The following is a 19,258-nucleotide window of genomic DNA, read 5'->3' as shown; positions in this document are numbered from 1 at the left end:
ATCGTATCCTTTGTGTTCTCTGCGGCTCTGTGTTCACTATCTTTTGCGATTACTAATAACCCGGATTCTGGGTCAACAAGGGGTTGACATCCCGTTCGGTTTGAGGAATTGGGAACAGATAATGATGTTCGTCGACGGCGATCGTTGGATTCTGCTCTTTCATGGCGCTGATCAATCGTTTGGTACGCGCCAGATCATACCAGCGATGCCCTTCGAAGGCCAGTTCCAGCCGTCGTTCCAGCAATAAACTATCCCGAAACTGAGCCTGACTCAGGTTGGCAGTCAGATTTGGCAAACCCGCCCGGTTCCGAATCCGGTTGATAGTTGAATAGGCGTCCGTATTATTCGGTGTTTGCTCGTTCAGTGCTTCGGCATACATGAGCAGAACATCGGCGTACCGAATGATGGGATAGTTATTTCCACCGTCGTTGTTACCGGTAGCACTAGGATCTAAGTATTTGTAAACGTAGCAGGGGAACAAAACGCTGGCAGGAGCCGCGGGTGTACTCGATGCAGAATAGAGCTTAAGCGTTACATTTCGGCGTTTATCATCAGCACGGTAGGCCTTATACAGATTGTCGGTAGCAGGATCATCTCCGAAACCAGCTACCCCATTCACCCGATCGAAGTTGGGCCGCATATACCCCTGCATCCAACTTCCTTCATTGAAGCCACCACTCAACGCCTGCATTTCAAAAACCCCTTCTTTACCATTTTTGTTGGCGATCAGAAACGCATCCGCAAAATTCGCCCAAAGGTCGTATACACCCAGCGCAATCACTTCTTTGGCTTTAGCCGATGCATTAGCCCAGTCCTGGCGTGTCAGGTATACTTTGGTCAGAAAGGCTTTTGCAGCCCCCTTAGTTGCCCGTCCTCTGTCGGCAGTAGAATAGGTCGTTGGCAAAACGGTTTCGGCTTCCGTAAAGTCCTGAACGATCAGTTTGTACACGTCATCCACAGATGCCCTGGCTACAGTCAGATTATTCAACGATGTCGTTTCGGCTGTTATCAATGGCACGCCCCCAAACAATCGAACCAGTGTGAAGTAATAGAACCCACGCATGAACTTAGCCTCAGCTATATAGCGCGCTTTCAGATCGTTGTCCATGGCTATGCCCGGTACACGCGCAATGACCGTATTGGCCCGATTAATGGCTGAGTAAACCGTTGACCAGAGCGACTGAAACGTAGAGGTAGCCGGTGTAAACGTATATTTATCGAGATCGTTCTTGGGCTGATTAGCCGTCGAGCGACCGTTACCCCATTCGGCATCGTCGGTGGCCTGGTCCTGCAAAATCCACATCACCTGCCCATACATATTGGCGTTGTTCAGAGGATCATAGATTGCACTTACAGCCGCTTTGGCATCATCGGCATTCTTGTAAAAATTAGCGGGTGTAAAACTCGATTCTGGTGTTTGATTCAACACCTCACAGGAGGTCATGGCGCTAATCAGGCAAAGGAGGAATACTATCTTTTTCATTGTCCAATTATGAATAATGTAAAATGGATAATGAACAATGTATAATGTAAAAATCACAAATAGCCCGGTAATTGATCATTGTACATTTTGCATTACACATTGTCCATTTGTTTAAAAACCCACGTTCAGGCCAAATAGAAGCGTTTTAGCTGCTGGGTAGCTGGCGTAATCGAATCCCTGACTCCGGCTATCCTGACCAAACCGGTTCACTTCCGGGTCGTAGCCCGAATAGCTGGTCCAGGTCAGGAAGTTTTGCGCCGTTGCATACACCCGAACCGATTGGATTTTCAGGCTTTTGAGAACCGACGCGGGCAGATTGTAGGCCAACTGAATGTTCTTCAGGCGGAGATACGACCCATCCTCAATCTGCCGGGTTGACACGCGGTTGGCAGGGCGGGTGGTAGACGCTCGTGGGATGTCCGTATTGGTATTGGTGGGCGTCCAGCGGTTCAACACATCCCGGTCCTGGTTTGTAGTGGCGTTCAGGTATTCCAGTTCATAGCGGTTCGCATTCAGAATATTATTGCCGTACACGCCCTGAAAAAAGGCGGTCAACTCGACTCCTTTGTACGAAAATGTATTGCTGATACCGCCAATGAATTTGGGTTGCGCCCGACCAATGATCGTCCGATCGTTATCGTCTATTTTCTTATCGCCGTTCAGGTCTAGGTATTTACGATCGCCGGGCTTTTTGGCCTGTGGATCAGCAAGCGCGGTAAGTTCATCGGTCGTTTGATAGAGCCCGTTCGTCACGTAGCCAAAGAATGACCCCAATGGCTCCCCTACCCGAATGATACCGGAGTTAAGGTTCTGGCCGATGTTGGCTACGTTGCCGGCAAAAATCTGTGGTGCACCGCCAATATCCAGCACTTTATTGCGGTTGAGGGCAAAATTTACATCCGTTGTCCATTTGAATGCGCCATCAATGTTACGCGACGAAATACTCAGTTCAACCCCTTTATTCTCCACCTTGCCCAGGTTTTTAATGGCGCTTGAATACCCTGATGTGCTCGGCAGGGTCACATTCAGGAGCAGGTCTTTCGTACGTTTCAGGTATACATCGGCGGTCAGTGTGATACGGTTATTGAGGAATCCCACATCCACACCCATGTCGGCCTGGGTTGTTGTTTCCCACGATAAATCCGGGTTCGCAATCTGGTTTGGTCCCAGCCCAGTTGACACGGTATTACCAAAAACGTAATTCTGAGTTCCCAGCAGCGAATAGGCCGGGTAGTTGCCAATACCATCCTGATTACCCGTCGATCCATACGTAGCCCGAAGTTTCAGGTCGTTGATAACGCGGTTGTTCTTTAAAAACGCTTCTTCCGAAACCCGCCAGGCCAGGGCCGCCGATGGGAAATAGCCATTCTGTTTGTTGGACCCAAAGCGAGAGGAACCATCCGCCCGGAACGAGGCTGTCAGCAAATATTTATCCTTGTAGCCGTAATTAATGCGGGCCAGATACGATTGAAGCCCCCAGGTGCCAATACCCGATTCGGGAATGAGCGGTACCGAACCAGACGCCAGGTTACCTGATCCCAGGTTATCGTTCACGAAATTACGAGACTGCGCCCGGCTACTTTCCGTCCGGTTGGCCTGCTGCGTATAGCCCAGCAAGGCACTTATGTTATGGACCGTATTGAAGGTTCGCGAATAGGTCAACAGGTTCTCATTCAGCCAGGTCGTTGCCTGGGAATTATAGATCGACGCGGCTCCGCCCTGCGCCAACCCACTTGATACCGAGCGAGGTAGGTAAGAATCCTGTTTTTGCAGTATCGCATCTATGCCCAGCGACACCCGCAAGTTCAAGCCATCAATGATCTGATAATCGCCGAAGACACTGCCAAAAATACGATAAGCCGTTGTGCGGTTTTTATTATCACGGGCTAGTGCAACGGGGTTGTCGGCCGTGAAGGTGAGCGCCGGATCGGTTAGCAGATAGGTGCCGTCCGGATTCCGTACCGGCAAGATCGAGGGAAATTGTAAAGCCGCCATCGTAACCAGACCTGCACTCCCTAAATCCCCATCCGAACGGGCCTGATTCGTAACGGTCCGGTTGACGGTCAGGCTATTCCCAATTTTAATTTTATTGGTCAGCTTCCGATCCAGATTGATCCGGAACGAGTACCGGTCAAAATCGGAATTGACAATAATGCCGTTCTGTTTGAAATACCCCCCCCCAATGGAATATTGGGTTTTTTCATCGCCCCCACTCATCGACAATTGGTAGTTGGCAATGGGTGCCTGCCGAAAAATCTCATCCTGCCAGTCGGTGCCAACGCCAAATGCATCGACCTGTGCCTGCGTATATACCGCCGGACGGCCCTCGTTTGTATTGGCATCGTTCACAAACTGAGCGTACTCCCGTGCGTTAAGCACCGGGTATTTCCGGCGTACCTGCTGAACACCGTAGTAGGTTTCGAAATTGATGGTCGATTTGCCCGCCTTCCCGCGTTTGGTTGTAATGATTACCACACCGTTGGCACCTCTTGACCCATAGATGGCCGTAGACGACGCATCTTTCAGGACCGAAATAGACTCAATATCACTTGGATTGAGGGTACTCAGGACGTTAAAATTTGACCCGCTGTTGGCGCCATCATTTTTAAACGGGATGCCATCAATCACATACAAGGGTTCGTTATCTCCCTGAATGGAATTGCCACCCCGAATCCGGATGCTTGTTGTACCCCCCGGAGCCCCCGAGTTCTGGGTAATCTGTACCCCGGCAGCCCGGCCTTGTAGTGCCTGATCGAGTGAAGTAACGGCTACTTTACGAATCTCCTCCACGGGCACTGTAGCAACTGAACCCGTCAGGTCACTCTTTTTCACCTGTCCATAGCCTACCACAACCACCTCATTCAGCGATTTGGTGTCGGGCAGGAGTTGAATATCAAGAGTCGATTGGTTACGGATAACTTTCTCCTGGCTGGTATAGCCTACGAAGCTAAACACCAGTGTTATGCCTGAGCCGTCGATACGGTCGTTTGGTATAGTGAGCTGATAGCGCCCTTGTGCATCGGTTGTTGTCCCCCTCGGCGAGCCTTTCACTACCACGCTCACCCCCGGCAGTGCCTCTCCGGTTTCGCCCGTTACGCGTCCTGATACCCGGATATCTGTTGGCACTTGCTCTGTCAACTGGGCGGCCGACAGATTAGTCAAGCCGGATAACTGAACGGGACCCGCCGTTGTTTGGGGTGGTAAGTCGGGCAGGCTAATAATAGCTCTATCGCTGTTTTTAGGCGCTAAAATCAAATAAGCTCCCGAGCGCAGCTTCTTGAATTTCAACCCATTGGGCTTAAGTAATGCGTTTAGATTCGTTTCCAGGCGGGCATTCAAATCAAGCGGTTCAAGCGGACTTAGGTGGCGCGCTACTACGGATTCTTCAAATAAAATATCGACGCCGTAATGTTCTTTCAGTTGTAACAGGGTCTGTTTGAGCGGCTGATTTGCCATACTAAGACTTTTGGTCTTGCCCGGCTGCGTAGTAAGCGCTTGTTGAGTTGTTCGGGCAAAAGCCAGGGTTTGCGCTACGGTATGTCCGTAACCGACGCTGAGTAACCAACCGGTTATCAGTGTGAGTGGTACTGGTTTTCTCATTGAGTGAGTTGGGGTTCGGAAGCAGTTGAAAAAATAAGGTTCTGACCACGATGGCTAACTCGTAGTTCAAGGAGTTCGGCCAGGGCATCTGCCAGTTCATCGGAAGAGCCTGCGCGAATAGTACCGGTCAGGGTCCGTCGGGCCAATGCTGGGTCGGTGAGTTGAACGTTAACGCCAAATACATACTGAATTTGGCTGGCGACTTCCCGCAGGGGCGTATTGTTGAAACTAAACAACCGATACCGCCATTGGGCAAACTGAGTCGTGTCGGGTTGGGTCTGGAGTTGTAAAGACCCTCGTCCATCGAGCGTGACCCGATCGCCGGGCTTCATGAGCAAGTCCTGAACAGGTTGATTATCGGTGGCATAATGCAGGTTAACACGACCTCGCTTGAGTACCACTTCTGCACGCTCAACTCCACTCCGAACGGAAAATTCGGTGCCCAGTACTTCCACATCCAGTCCATCCATAGCCTGAACAACAAATGTCTGATTACTAGGCAAATGCTGTACATCAAACACGGCATCTCCCGTTAAGGCAACGCGTCGGGAAAGCCAGCCATACCCAACACGGGGTACCCGCAACGTTGAGCGGCTATTCAGCGAAACCAGCGAGCCGTCGGGCAATTTGAGCGACCGAAGCTGGTGTGGGCCGGTCGCCACGGTATAATACAGGACTGAGTCCCGGAAAAACCAGCCGCTGGTGAGGAAAGCCAGTGCAACCGTAGCGGCCACGAGCCAACGACCCCTATACCAGTTCCGGTCTGGCTTAGTCAACAGCAGTCGTTGTGATTGTAAGGGGAGGTCCGTTGGTGTATCGATTCGCTGACGGAAGCGGTCCAGATTCTTCGTGACATCGGGCGTGTATTGGGGAAAGCTTCGTTCCCATTCATCGAGCCATTGAAAATAAATTTCGCGGCTACCGGGTTGACTGAGCCATTCGCCAATAACTTTCTGCTGAACGGACGTAGCCCGTCCAGCAAAGTAGCTAAATACCAGTTCTTTAGGTGGTTCCATAAAATGGTGGATTTATCGTTGAGTTTTAGGAAAAGGCCATGACTACCAATAGGCCCCAGCTAATCAGCTTTTGTTGCCGGAGGAGTTGCCGAACCGTAGAAGTAGCCTTTAGCAGATGATTCTCCACTGTTTTAGGGGCCAGCCCCATTTCCAGGGCAATCTCTTTATACGATTTACCTTCAAACCGGCTGAGCAAAAACACGCGTTGTCGTTGGGTAGGCAACTGCTGAACCGCCAGTTCCAAGGCCCTGTAGAGTTCATCCTGTTGCAGAAGCCGGTCGGGTTGGGTAGTTTCCAGATCAGGCCGATCAAGGTCATCCGGCAACGTTTCCTGCCGACTTAATTCCCAGCGCAGGCTGTTATAGGACCGATTTCGAACCGCCTGATAGAGATACGCCCGATACGAGCCGGTGATTTGTTTGTACAGTTCCCTGGTATAAAAGGTGTAAAATAGATCGGCTACCAGGTCCTCTGCCGCCTGCCGGTTGTAAACAAACCGAATGGCATGGCTGCATAAGGGCGCAAAATACTGACGAAAGAGCAGCTCACACCCTACTCGTGGGTCTGTGGCAAACGCATTTCGGATAAACAGTTCACCATCCGGCGACATAGGTATAGGAGCGTCGGTATCACTACGAGGCAACGGGGTTGGCCCAACGGGTGTTGGATCGGTATGAGGGCGAAAAGAAATCACGTTAGCGGGCATCGAGTAGAAGGGTCTGGTATGACTAAGACAAGTTCGCCCGAAAAATCCCCCAATCCATTTTTATTTTTTATTTATAAAATGCAATAGCCCGCTGATTTTTCATGATGGTTATGATCAGGTTATGGTTTTCAAAACAGTGACTGGCCAATTAATTTCATCTCATTTTTAAAATCATAAATCAATCATAATCATCATAAAAATCCGCGTTCTATCATCATCAGGTAGGTAACCAACGTCCGTGAATGCCTTTTCAAGTAAATCAAATGACCAGCCTACCTAATCTCCATTCTCTTAGTATGATTTCCCCGTCTACGTTCCGAAACGCTAGTATCGTTTTAAGCTTTTTATTTCTGTGTAGTTCAGGCGCATCAGCCCAATCGAAAACGCCCCAGAAAACCTACATGTACCTGATTTATCACAAACTGAATCCGGGCCTTACCATTCAGGATGCGTTACCTGTTGAACGGGAATGGAAAAAAGTAAATCAGGCCGCTGTTGATGAGGGTAAACTCGAGGGCTGGTACATGACTGTCAAGCAGTTCACGTCGAACCCGAACCAGACCGAATACGACTATGTAACCCGAATTGTAACCCATGAGATGGCCATAAAAGGCGCATCGCCGGAAGCAATGGCCCGAATTTATGGCGATAGCGTCCAACAGAAAATGGCGGATCTGCAACGGCGTGACCGTAACACGGCTCCCGTCGTTAAAATAGAAATCTGGGAAATCAATGACGGTACGTACGCACCAAAATTCGCGCCTGACGGTACGCAACTGATGGTGATCGACCGGATTCGTCGTCGGAATCCAGGTGCTGACTATGAGGGTACCGTTGGTCAATTAAAGCGACTCAGCGAAGAACGCATTAAACGAAACAACCTGCTCGGCTGGGATTTTTCGTCATTAATTATCCCTAATGGCAGCGAAAAAGGCTACGAATTCAGTATTGCCCAGTATGTAAGCAACCTTGGAGCCGTAGCGAATCCGGTATTAGCCGATACACCGAATCCGGTTATGCCAGCCCCGGCGTATAAGCAACTGCGTAACCAGACAGCCCAGGTATTTGACTTTGTACGGCAGGAAGTTTACCGATTTATGGAGTATACCACCAAGCCCGCCAACTAACAATTGACGGCGAAAATAGAGTTAACTGGGAGAAGAAATAGTTATGAAGGATATACATAACCCGTTCTATCTAACGTAACGTATGGACGCTAAAAATGGAAATTTGCATGGAAATGTGCCTGATTCATCACCTGTAGCTCTGTTGATCATCGACATGATCAATGATCTGGAGTTTCCTGGAGGAGATACCCTTTTAGAACCAGCCTGCCGTGTGGCCGAAACCATTGCTGCCCTAAAACAACGAGCCAAATCCAGCAATATACCTGTCATTTACACCAACGATAATTTTGGTCGATGGCGGTCGAACTTCAATGAAGTTGTTGACCATGTGCTAACCGATCACGTTCGGGGACAGTATCTGGCCGAAGTGCTCAAACCTGAACATGACGATTATTTTGTGCTTAAACCCAAGAACTCTGCCTTTTACGAGACGTCGCTGGACGTGTTGCTAACCTATCTGAAGGTAAAGCATCTAATCTTGACGGGTATCAGTACCGACTCCTGCGTCCTTTTTTCGGCCAATGATGCCTTTATGCGAGATTTAACACTCAGCGTACCCTCCGACTGTGTGGCCGCTATCAAAGCAACTCATTCCTACGATGCCCTTGCATATATGAAGCGCGTTCTTCAGGCCGATACATCACCCTCTACTCAACTTGACCTGACAGGGCTGGCAAAAAATGTATCTACGGATACAGAATCGGTGATTTTGCGGTAACTGGTTCACAGAAGGAAGTAGGTCAACTGAGCTCCAGGATGCCACTACCGTCAGATTCTGGCCGAATTATTGATAGTGAGGTAATGATACCTTACCTCACTATCAATAATTCGTTACCTAACCAATGCGCTTCTCAGCTCTGTTACTTGGCTTTTTTCTTTGGCACTCTACTTCGTTCGCTCAGCGCGTGCACATGCCGGATCTGTTTCAATGCCTGAGTACATCTGCCGATAAGTTTGACGCCTGTATGTTTCGGGAGGGATTTGTTTGTTACAAAAGTTCGGGGGGATTAAACGGCTGGACCTGTTTGTTCGCCTACCAGCCGACGCCGTACATTCAGGATCCATCTCAGTCATTGGCGCTCATTCAGTATGATCGCAATAGCCGGTCGGATATTCTGACGTATCAGGTGCAATCAAAAGAACAGTATGAAACATTACGGGCCGAATTAATTAAACTTGGCTACCAGATTGACCCTGTTACAACCGATCGTCAGTTATTTACGTCGGCAAAGGCAGCCAACACCATCGTTACCTGCCAGCCCGTCTGGAGTGGCAATGGCATGTCGGGCAACTATACAGGTTATCTGTTCACCTTGACCCATCGTCGGTATTAGTTACTGCAACGGCTTCACGGTGTACCCTTTTTTACGCAGCAGATTCACAACTCCTTTTTCGTTACCCAGGTGCCCGGCTCCGAAGGCAAAAAAGGTGGGTTTTTCTTTCGCAGCTTTCTCAATAACTGGAATCCAATTGCTATTCCGCTCCCCGAGTAGACTCTCTTCAAACTGCGAAAAATCCCCCCCGCTGAATTTGCTGGTTTTCATGGACCCCATCAGCTTGCCAAGGTCATGGTCTTTGTATGTGTCGATCAATTCAGCAAACTCCTTCTTCGCTTCATCGGGATTCTTCGCCATATCAACCAACCCTTTTAGCTGTTCTGTGAGCGGGATTTTATCTAAAGCAGCCATTTCAGCTTCAATGGTTTCAAGGCCAAAAACTTCCTTTTTATCAGCGGCTGCCATTTGTGCAAAGGTCATATCGTAGGACGCAGGTTGACAAGGCAGCATGGTCATGTACATCATCGACATTATCCCAATGGGTTTGAACATGCCCATTTGCGCCAGTCCCATACCCATTTTCTGCTTGAGGTAATTGTCTAATACGGTGTAATCGTCGGCAGACAGTAGTTCTTTAACCGACTTGCCGCCCGACATCATCACTGCCTTCTGCATACTTGCCATCATGGCAGGATCATCCATATCCAGTTCCAGATACACCTGCTGGGCATCGCCAACTGCTTTTTTAATCTCGTCGGTTATTTGGAGATCGTTGGGGCAAATGAGATGAAAGGTACCATACAGGTACGATGGCTTCGATAATCCGGGGCCTGTTACTTCGTACAGTAATGCTTTGTCCTGGGCCTGAACTTGTGTAGTCAACGTACTCGTTGCGAGTAGGCCCGCCAGGGCAATTTTAGATGCTATATTTTTTTTCATGTTCGTTATCGTATGGCACGCAGATTTTTAGGATCATTATGAGTTAAAAATACGCCTGGTAAAGCCTACCCGTTCTTACGAATCAGCGTTCCCAAAGCTACCAAATAACGCTCTTCTAAGCCAATCTAGTCGGTTCAGTGAGCTGTTGGCTGGACAAACGGTGTATTTACCCGAACGAGTTTGCAATCCAGTTCGATTCGTAACTTTGGTGGACTAATTTCTATTCCTAAGCCGTAGTCAATAAACCAGTCCATGATTGCTCAACACCCTAAATCAGTCCCTCCGCAACCGCAGGCATTTACGCACAAAATCCGCATCGTTACGGCGGCATCGCTGTTCGATGGGCACGATGCCGCCATTAACCTGATGCGCCGGTTGATGCAGGCTTCGGGCGCAGAGGTCATTCACCTGGGGCATAACCGGTCGGTGGCCGAAATTGTGGAATGTGCCATTCAGGAGGATGTGCAGGGCATTGCCGTGACAAGCTATCAGGGAGGCCACCTGGAGTTTTTCAAGTATATGCATGACCTGTTGCATGAACTTGGCGCAGGGCATATCAAGATTTTCGGCGGAGGGGGCGGCACGATACTTCCAGCGGAAATCAACGAACTTCATGCGTACGGCATCACACGTATTTATTCGCCTGACGATGGGAGAAGCATGGGTTTACAAGGCATGATTGACGATTTATTACGTCAATGTGATTACGAATTGCTGCCGATTGCCGTACCGAACGCCGGGCTACAAGCAGATCCATCACTCGCTAAAACGATTGCCCGGCTTATTACAACCGCCGAAAATCATCCTGATTCGTATACAACCCCACGTCTCAACCAAGTAAGCACGCCTGTTCTCGGCATTACGGGTACGGGTGGCGCGGGCAAATCATCGCTGGTAGATGAGCTAGTCCTGCGATTCCTGCGAACCTATTTAGATAAAACCCTGGCAATCATCTCGGTCGACCCCTCGAAACGAAAAACGGGCGGAGCCTTGCTCGGCGACCGAATCCGGATGAATGCCATCAGCTCCCATGCCGGTGCACCAGGCCGTGTATATATGCGCTCACTGGCAACCCGACAGTCAAATCTGGCATTGAGTCGCCACGTGCAGGACGCCATTAATGTTTGTAAAGCAGCTCCGTTCGATCTAATCATCGTTGAAACCTCAGGGATTGGTCAGTCGGATACGGAGATTACCGAGCATGCCGACAAGACCTTGTACGTGATGACGGCTGAGTATGGGGCCGCTACGCAGTTGGAGAAAATAGACATGCTTGATTTTGCCGACGTCATCGCGATCAATAAGTTCGATAAACGCGGCTCACTGGATGCGTTGCGTGATGTCCGGAAACAGTACCGACGAAATCATAATCAATGGGATACACGCGACGATGAACTGCCTATTCTGGGGACAATAGCTGCCCAGTTCAACGACGAGGGAATGAACGCCCTATTTGATAAACTGATGGAATTGGTTGGCGTGGAGCCGGCAGCAGGGAACAGCGAGGAGCACAAAATCCGTACACCACGCCCGATGCCCCATACAGCAACCACTATCATTCCACCCGATCGCATACGTTACCTGGCTGAGATAGTAGAGGAAAGCCGCCGGTTTGACCAGTTCGTAACTGATCAAACAACGTTGGCCCGACAGCTGTATCAGCTTGACGGCGCACTGAAATTACTAAAAAATACCCCCCGCCCCCCTGAAGGGGGAGTTAACGACACCAAACCAGCCAGGTCACCCCTCGGAGATGAATTAAAACGCATATATGATGAACTCGAAGCCCGACTTCAGCCTGATTGCCGTACCCTCTTGCAGCAATGGCCAGCTGTTCAGAAACGCTACGCAGCGGAGTTCTATGAGTTCAACGTGCGCGACAAAATCATCCGGCAGCCGCTGTATTCTGAAACGTTATCTCACTTAAAAATCCCGAAAGTCAGCTTGCCCAGGTACCACGACTGGGGCGACATCCTACGCTGGCTCCTGACCGAAAACGTACCCGGTGAATTTCCCTACGCGGCAGGTGTATTCCCACTCAAACGTGAGGGCGAAGACCCAACCCGTATGTTTGCGGGTGAGGGTGGGCCTGAGCGCACAAACCGCCGGTTCCACTATGTATCGAAAGGCTTACCCGCCAAACGACTCTCAACCGCTTTCGATTCGGTCACCCTGTATGGGGAGGACCCCGCTTTTCGACCCGATATTTTTGGTAAGATTGGCAACTCGGGAGTCAGCATTTGTACGCTGGACGATGCCAAAAAGCTCTACTCCGGCTTCGACCTCTGCGATCCGGCTACTTCCGTTTCCATGACCATCAACGGCCCTGCACCCATGTTACTGGGCTTTTTCCTGAACGCGGCCATCGACCAGCAATGTGAGAAGTGGTTGAAAAAGCAGGGAGCAGGGAGCGGGGAGCAGGGAGTCGCGGGGGTGTTCTCAGCTCAGAGCTCCTCCCTCCCTGCCTATAACGCCCCCCTACCCGATGGCAACGATGGTTTGGGATTGACGCTGCTGGGCACCACAGGAGATAAGGTACTGCCCAAAGACGTGTATGAACAGATAAAAGCCGAAGCCCTACGAAAAGTGCGGGGAACGGTACAGGCTGATATTTTGAAGGAAGATCAGGCACAGAACACCTGTATCTTTTCGACAGAATTTGCCCTTAAAATGATGGGCGATATTCAGCAGTATTTCTCGGATAATCAGGTTCAGAACTTTTATTCAGTTTCGATTTCAGGCTATCACATCGCCGAAGCCGGTGCCAATCCGATTTCGCAACTGGCGTTTACGCTTTCCAATGGGTTTACATTCGTTGAGTATTACCTCAGTCGGGGAATGTCCGTCGATTCGTTTGCGCCCAATTTATCGTTCTTTTTCTCGAACGGCATGGACCCGGAGTACACCGTGCTCGGGCGTGTAGCCCGGCGTATCTGGGCAAAGGCAATGAAACATAAGTACAAAGCCAACGACCGCTCGCAGAAGCTTAAATACCACATTCAAACCTCTGGCCGGAGTTTGCATGCACAGGAAATCGCTTTCAACGATATCCGTACCACCCTTCAGGCACTGTTGGCGATTTACGACAACTGTAACTCATTGCATACCAATGCTTACGACGAAGCCATCACCACGCCTACCGAAGAATCCGTCCGACGGGCAATGGCCATTCAGTTAATTATCAACCGCGAGTTTGGTTTGACAAAAAATGAAAATCCATTGCAGGGTGCGTTTGTCATTGATGAATTGACGGACCTGGTTGAAGAAGCTGTTTATCAGGAATTTCTGGCCATCAACGAGCGCGGTGGTGTGCTGGGCGCGATGGAGCGGATGTACCAGCGTAGTAAGATTCAGGAGGAATCGATGTACTACGAAACGCTGAAACACAACGGCGATCTACCCATCGTAGGCGTCAATACATTCCTCGACCCAGCCGGTTCACCAACCATTGTTCCGGCAGAGGTGATCCGCTCCACCGACGAAGAAAAACGCTATGCGGTGGAATCATGCCGGGCTTTTCAGGAGCGAAACCAAACGGAGGCCGAGCTGGCTCTGGCAAATTTGCAGGCAACGGCCCTGGCCAATGGCAATCTATTTGAGAGCTTACTGGAAGCAACTAAAGTATGCTCTCTCGGTCAGTTATCGAACGCGCTTTACGCCGTGGGCGGCCGTTACCGGCGGAATATGTAATGAAATCAGACTTTTATACTCAATGACGTATTATCAAATTAGAGGCAGTGTTTATCGTATCGGTTTAAGTGGGTTGATGGTGTTGTTCGCTCTGGGCTGTCAACAAAAAAAGGAAACGGCTAAGACTGAAACCAATGAACCAAAGCCGCCCATTGCATCACTGGCAAAAACGACCTATACACTCGGGGATACAATTACGATCCAGTTGAGCCAACCACTGAATGAGGCTACTGTTTCACTGGATACCAACGCAGCACCCATTGTTCAGAAGTCGGCAAATTCGCTTTCCATCCTGTCTGCCTCAGAACTGGTAGGGCTGCACCGGTTAATTGTCCGGGGTGTTATGGCTGATAAAACGATCCATTTAGATACACTAGGCATCGAATTCTGGTCTGATACGAAGCCTCGTCCTATTGCCTATTCGGTACTAACGACCTATCCGCATCAGGCGAGCAGTTTCACCCAGGGACTTGAGTTTCATAACGGTGTTTTATACGAAAGTACCGGCCTCAACGGTCAATCTAAACTAATGCAGGTTGACTTCCGAACGGGTACTATTCTAAAATCGGTGCCCCTGGCGAATCAATATTTTGGCGAAGGCATCACTATTCTGAACGACCGAATTTACCAGCTAACCTGGACATCGGGCGTATGCTTTCAATATAAACTAGATTTTACGCTGGAGAAGACGTTTAGTTATCCTACCCAGGGCTGGGGATTGACCCACACCGATTCAACGCTCATCCTGAGTGACGGCAGCAACCGGCTCTTTTTTCTCTCGTCTGATTTTCACCGCAAACGCGAACTCGCCGTTTACGACAACATGGGCCCTGTTATGAACCTCAATGAGTTGGAATATGCGAACGGCTATGTGTACGCCAACGTCTGGAAAACCAATCGGATTGTGCAGATTGATATAAAGACCGGGAAAGTTGTTGGGGACCTCGACATGAAAGGGATTCTGCCCGCTGGCATCGATACGGAAGCCAATGTGTTGAATGGCATAGCCTTTCTACCTGCCGAAAACGCGTTTTATGTGACAGGCAAAAATTGGCCAACGCTCTACAAAATCCAGCTCAAAACGAAGTCGAAACAGTTAGTGGCACTGCGTTGACGTAAGAAAGTTAGACACAGAGACACAGCGTACACAGAAATTGAAAATAGGGTTTAAGTTTCTGTGTACACTGTGTCTCTGTGTTTAAACAAAATAAGACGCATAATCCCTGGCGAAATCGGCAAAATTTCTGGGGAGTTTACCCGTAGCATCTTCTACCCCAGCCTCAATCGCCGACGCTTCATTCCGACTGTAGTGGGCATAGTCTTCAATCAATCCATCGGCTTGCCAGTCGGGAAACCCTACTCCAGCCAACGCTGCCCGCATAGCGGCTGGAGGAACATCAATAAACGTAATCTGACGTCCTACCGCTTTTGAGAGTTCATCCGCTATTTCAGCATGCGTTAGTGCCTGTGGACCAGTTAGCGTATAAATTTTTCCTTCATGGCCGGGTTCGACCAGAGCCGCAGCCGCAACAGCCGCAATATCGCGTACATCGACAAGGCTGATGGTGGCATCACCAACAGCAGCAAAGAAGTTACCCTGCTCAACAATCGACGATCGAAAACCTAATAGCCCCTGCATAAACAGATTTGGGCGCAGGAACGTAAACGCCATGCCTGATTCCCGGATAGCCAGCTCAACAACCGCATGGTAACGCAGGAAACGTACCGGCGAATTGGCATCAGCCGCAAATTGCGATAGCTTTACGATATGTTGAACCCCAGCTCGCTGAGCTTCGGCAACAAAATCAAGTTGCTGTTTTTCGGCCTGTTCCGATGAATTAGTTAGCAGAAATGCCCGCTCAATTCCCTGCAAAGCCGTAGCTAACGAGCCAGCGTCATTAAAATCTCCTGAACTAACGTCAGCACCCGGAAGCGCAGCCAGCATCTGGGCATCTTTAGGTGACCGAACCATGGCCCGAAACGGCACCCCCTGGTCGGCTAGTAGTTTGGTGAGTTCGGCACCAATGCTACCCGTTGCGCCGGTGATGAGTAGGGTTGGTGTTTTCGCACCGGAGGGCGGTGATATGGAATTTGCGGTCGTATTCATACGTTTGTCTTTTTAGTAAGGTTTGCCGGTTTCTGGCTGGTTTGTAAGACAAAGGTCTACCAGTGCGACTCCCAAAAATTGTAAGAAAACGAAACGGCATTATTCATGAACAGCCAACTGGTAGAAGCCGATGAACGCCTGGCTACGGTATTTAGTCATTTTTACAGTGTTCAGCTTGACAAATCAGAACCTGCGATTCAGCAGCAGTTGCTTCCCAATTATGAGCTTTTGCTGATTGTCAATTTTGGTCCTGATGTACCGTTTTCCCTTGGAGACAACCACCATACTATTCATCAGACAGCCGTACTTGGGCCCTTACAAAAGATGCTGACGTATACATTGCCGCCGGGTGCAGATGTTATTGTTGTGAACTTTACGCTCAATGGCTTCTATCGTCTTTTGGGCGTACCCATGCAGCAGCTTAAACCGGGTGAGTTATATGATCCTGACATTCTGCTTGATAAATCCTGTTTTCAAGACCTTTGGAGCCAACTTTCGGGTATGCAGAAACAAGAGGATAGGCTTGAGTTATTAACCGATTATGCGCTTACGTTTGTCAAGCCCTCAGAAGCAGGCGCATTGTCTCTACTGGACAGCGTTAACTATTTTAAAAACTTGGCGCTGGACCCCGTAAAGTTATTAGCTCAAACAAATCAGGTGTCCACCCGGCGTATCCAGACGCATTTTCAGACGTATTTAGGCTATTCAGCTAAAGAGCTTAGTCGTTTTCTTCGCTTCAAAAAAGTGCTTCACTTTCTTTATCAACAGCCCCCAACAACCATTGACTGGCACGATCTTGTGCTTACTTTTGGCTATTATGACCATAGCCACCTCATCAAAGACTTTACCTACTTTCTCGGCATCAGCCCACGCAAGTTTCTTAAACAAATAGCCACCGGTGGCGTATGTATCAGCAAATCCGGCAAGTTTTATTGAATGATATAGGATAAGTTTTCGGCAGGATTGTCGTCCTGTTCATCCTGTCGAAAAGTTTATTCTACACAGTATGTTTACGTATGGCAAAAACATCTCTAAGTTCCCTTCTTACCCGCGTTGGGCTCGACTGGTTTATTCTCGCTTTATTGGGCATGATTGGGTTAGCCAAGCTCTGGCCTGAACCGGGTATTCAGAAAGGTCTCTTCTCATTATCTTCCCTTGCCACTTACGGCGTTTCCCTAATTTTTTTCTTTTATGGATTGAAACTGAATTTTAGCCAGTTGCGTGAAGGATTACGTAATTACCGGCTCCATTTGGTTATCCATCTCACTACATTCGTGGTATTCCCAGCGGTTGTATTAGTCGCCCGCTCGCTGCTGCTCACGCCCGATACGGAGCTCTTATGGCTGGGGATTTTTTATGTTGCCGCTCTGCCGTCAACGGTTTCGTCGGCGGTGGTGATGGTGTCAATTGCGGGAGGCAATATTCCGGCGGCTATTTTCAACGCCAGTATTTCAAGTCTGATTGGCGTATTCATTACCCCACTCTGGATGAGCTATTTAGTAGTCGCGACGACCGGACAATACGACCTGGCGGGTGTAATCTGGAAATTGACGCTACAGGTTATTCTGCCCGTTATATTGGGTCTTTTACTGAATCAGCGATTGGGTTGGCTGGCTGCCCGTTACAAAACAGCGCTTCGGTATTTCGATCAGTTCACAATTCTCCTCATCGTATACACCGCCTTCTGCGAATCATTTGCACTTCACTCATTCGAGAAGATTTCTGTGGATGATTTGCTCTGGCTGGCCGCACTGATGCTGGGTTTATTCTTTCTAATTTTTGGGATGATTACCCTTCTCAGCCGGTTCCTGAATTTTAATCGCGAGGACCGCATTACAGCGTTGTTCTGTGGCTCCAAGAAATCGCTGGTGCAGGGGAGTGTAATGGCAAATGTGCTGTTTCCAGGAAGTATGGCGGGCGTTGTACTACTCCCGATTATGATCTTCCATGCCCTCCAATTGATCGTGGCCAGCATTATAGCCCAGTCTATGGCCAGACAGCTCGAAAAAACAAACGGCACTCAGGCCTGATTCTACCGGGTTCAATATGTACAAACTGGCATTCAGTAAAGTGGGCATAAAGCCAGATTAAACGCTGGTGAGCGGTTCGCTTCTAAGAATCAGTAACGCACAACTAAACAACTACTGATTATGAAAACGACACTCATTTCCGCTATTGCCCTGTTCAGCCTGGCTACTACAGTTACCTTCGCTCAGGGTGTTTATTCAAAACCGTTCGACAACAATCGTCCAGGTCGGGTCCAGTCTCCCCGGAATGCTTCCTACGACCAGCATCCCCAATATACCAACAATACCCCGTTTCAAGGCGATCTAACCGTTGATCAACTGAATGCGCTGGTAAACTTATCCCGTCGGCAGGAGAAAGACATTCGTAAGATTGATAACGTATACGACCGACTTCTGGCCAATCCTCGTCAATCAGCCGATATCAAACGGGAGCTACTGGCTCGTAAACGTCAGGAAACGCTGGCGGTCTTAACGGTACCACAACGAAATCAGCTGTTTGCCGCTCAGTATCAGCCAACCAATCGTTATAACAAAAACCAGCCGAACGTTCCTTACGGACGCCGGGGCTAATCCAGCCTGACCTCATTCAGTAAAACGACATACGCCATATCTCCAGGATATGGCGTATGTCGTTTTACTGAATGAGGTTTTATTCTACGGAACATCCACGCGTCTGCGGCCATACACGTCCACCTGGTTTCAGTCCTGAACTGTATCCATAGTATCGAAAAAAACTATGGCATTCAGTTCTGATTTTACCGGTTTCAACATCCCAAAACTGGCATTCAGCCAGATGGGCCTATACCCTGATTAAACGCTTGTAATCGATTCGCTTCTAAGAATCAGTTACGAACAAAACAACTAAACACAACTGATCATGAAAAAGATACTTGCAACCGCCCTCACCTTATTCAGCTTAGCAACTACGGTTTCTTTTGCTCAAGGCGTTTATTCAAAACCATTTGACAATCGCCCTCCTCAATACGGTGGCTCTCGCTACGACCGCGACCAGTATCAGGATGACATTAAAATAGATCGTATCGACGCCATTGTCGGTTTGTCTCGCAGGCAGGAAAAGCAATTGCATAAGATCGAAGATAATTACGACCGCATCTTTGCAACCTCCCGTATGACGCCCGATGCCCTGCGTCAACTCCAGTTACGCAAACGTCAGGATATGCTGGCCGTGCTAACATCATCGCAACGCGACAGGCTGTTTGCCGCTCAGCAACCGAATCGGTATAACCGAAATCAACCTGGCCCTTATGGTCGCCGGGGCTAATCCC

15 protein-coding genes are annotated in these 19,258 nt (G+C 49.2%); 9 read left to right on the top strand and 6 right to left on the bottom strand.

Features of this window, described 5'->3' with window-relative positions:
* Positions 1-52: 52 nt before the first annotated feature.
* The 4 genes from EXU85_RS14970 to EXU85_RS14955 all read right to left on the bottom strand — a co-directional run bounded on the left by EXU85_RS14970 (position 53) and on the right by EXU85_RS14955 (position 6,805).
* Complete coding sequence (locus EXU85_RS14970; protein WP_142772863.1) at positions 53-1,483, bottom strand: RagB/SusD family nutrient uptake outer membrane protein; 1,431 nt, start codon at positions 1,481-1,483, stop codon at positions 53-55.
* A gap of 111 nt (positions 1,484-1,594) precedes the next feature.
* Positions 1,595-5,083, bottom strand: a complete 3,489-nt coding sequence (locus tag EXU85_RS14965) for a TonB-dependent receptor (RefSeq protein WP_142772862.1) — start codon at positions 5,081-5,083, stop codon at positions 1,595-1,597.
* The gene (locus EXU85_RS14960) at positions 5,080-6,099 is read right to left on the bottom strand and encodes a FecR family protein (RefSeq protein WP_142772861.1); all 1,020 of its coding nucleotides are present in this window, start codon (positions 6,097-6,099) and stop codon (positions 5,080-5,082) included. The genes EXU85_RS14965 and EXU85_RS14960 overlap by 4 nt, the downstream gene beginning before the upstream one ends.
* Before the next feature lie 25 nt (positions 6,100-6,124).
* The gene (locus EXU85_RS14955) at positions 6,125-6,805 is read right to left on the bottom strand and encodes a sigma-70 family RNA polymerase sigma factor (RefSeq protein ID WP_246859565.1); all 681 of its coding nucleotides are present in this window, start codon (positions 6,803-6,805) and stop codon (positions 6,125-6,127) included.
* A gap of 296 nt (positions 6,806-7,101) precedes the next feature.
* On the opposite strand from EXU85_RS14955, the gene EXU85_RS14950 reads away from it, so the two are divergent.
* The 3 genes from EXU85_RS14950 (at position 7,102) to EXU85_RS14940 (ending at position 9,266) form a co-directional block, all read left to right on the top strand.
* Positions 7,102-7,932: a hypothetical protein gene (locus EXU85_RS14950; protein WP_142772860.1), complete on the top strand. Its 831-nt coding sequence runs from the start codon at positions 7,102-7,104 to the stop codon at positions 7,930-7,932.
* 82 nt (positions 7,933-8,014) lie between these two features.
* The gene (locus EXU85_RS14945) at positions 8,015-8,650 is read left to right on the top strand and encodes an isochorismatase family cysteine hydrolase (protein ID WP_142772859.1); all 636 of its coding nucleotides are present in this window, start codon (positions 8,015-8,017) and stop codon (positions 8,648-8,650) included.
* 124 nt (positions 8,651-8,774) lie between these two features.
* On the top strand, positions 8,775-9,266 hold the full coding sequence (locus EXU85_RS14940) for a hypothetical protein (protein ID WP_142772858.1): 492 nt from the start codon (positions 8,775-8,777) through the stop codon (positions 9,264-9,266).
* Here EXU85_RS14940 and EXU85_RS14935 read toward each other — a convergent pair whose 3' ends face one another.
* Positions 9,267-10,148, bottom strand: coding sequence for a TraB/GumN family protein (locus EXU85_RS14935; protein WP_142772857.1), 882 nt, complete (start codon positions 10,146-10,148; stop codon positions 9,267-9,269).
* 252 nt (positions 10,149-10,400) lie between these two features.
* Between EXU85_RS14935 and EXU85_RS14930 the strand changes: the two genes are divergently transcribed.
* Both EXU85_RS14930 and EXU85_RS14925 read left to right on the top strand, forming a co-directional pair.
* Positions 10,401-13,838: a methylmalonyl-CoA mutase family protein gene (locus EXU85_RS14930; RefSeq protein WP_142772856.1), complete on the top strand. Its 3,438-nt coding sequence runs from the start codon at positions 10,401-10,403 to the stop codon at positions 13,836-13,838.
* A gap of 22 nt (positions 13,839-13,860) precedes the next feature.
* Complete coding sequence (locus EXU85_RS14925) at positions 13,861-14,952, top strand: glutaminyl-peptide cyclotransferase (protein WP_246859564.1); 1,092 nt, start codon at positions 13,861-13,863, stop codon at positions 14,950-14,952.
* Between the two features lie 84 nt (positions 14,953-15,036).
* On the opposite strand, the gene EXU85_RS14920 is transcribed toward EXU85_RS14925, so the two are convergent.
* A complete protein-coding gene (locus EXU85_RS14920) occupies positions 15,037-15,945 on the bottom strand; it encodes an SDR family oxidoreductase (RefSeq protein ID WP_142772855.1) in 909 nt (302 codons plus the stop codon).
* Positions 15,946-16,050: 105 nt separating this feature from the next.
* Here EXU85_RS14920 and EXU85_RS14915 point away from each other — a divergent pair, with 105 nt between their 5' ends.
* The 4 genes from EXU85_RS14915 to EXU85_RS14900 all read left to right on the top strand — a co-directional run bounded on the left by EXU85_RS14915 (position 16,051) and on the right by EXU85_RS14900 (position 19,254).
* Positions 16,051-16,881 (top strand): helix-turn-helix domain-containing protein, encoded by an 831-nt coding sequence (locus EXU85_RS14915; protein ID WP_142772854.1) that lies wholly within the window; start codon positions 16,051-16,053, stop codon positions 16,879-16,881.
* An 80-nt stretch (positions 16,882-16,961) separates the two neighbouring features.
* Positions 16,962-17,975, top strand: coding sequence for a bile acid:sodium symporter family protein (locus EXU85_RS14910; protein ID WP_142772853.1), 1,014 nt, complete (start codon positions 16,962-16,964; stop codon positions 17,973-17,975).
* A gap of 120 nt (positions 17,976-18,095) precedes the next feature.
* Positions 18,096-18,542, top strand: a complete 447-nt coding sequence (locus tag EXU85_RS14905) for a hypothetical protein (RefSeq protein ID WP_142772852.1) — start codon at positions 18,096-18,098, stop codon at positions 18,540-18,542.
* A 307-nt stretch (positions 18,543-18,849) separates the two neighbouring features.
* Positions 18,850-19,254 (top strand): hypothetical protein, encoded by a 405-nt coding sequence (locus tag EXU85_RS14900; RefSeq protein WP_142772851.1) that lies wholly within the window; start codon positions 18,850-18,852, stop codon positions 19,252-19,254.
* Positions 19,255-19,258: the final 4 nt, after the last annotated feature.

Source organism: Spirosoma sp. KCTC 42546, assembly GCF_006965485.1.
Taxonomy (GTDB): Bacteria; Bacteroidota; Bacteroidia; order Cytophagales; family Spirosomataceae; genus Spirosoma.
Note: the sequence above shows the minus strand (reverse complement) of the source record. Positions and strands in the feature narration are given on the sequence as shown.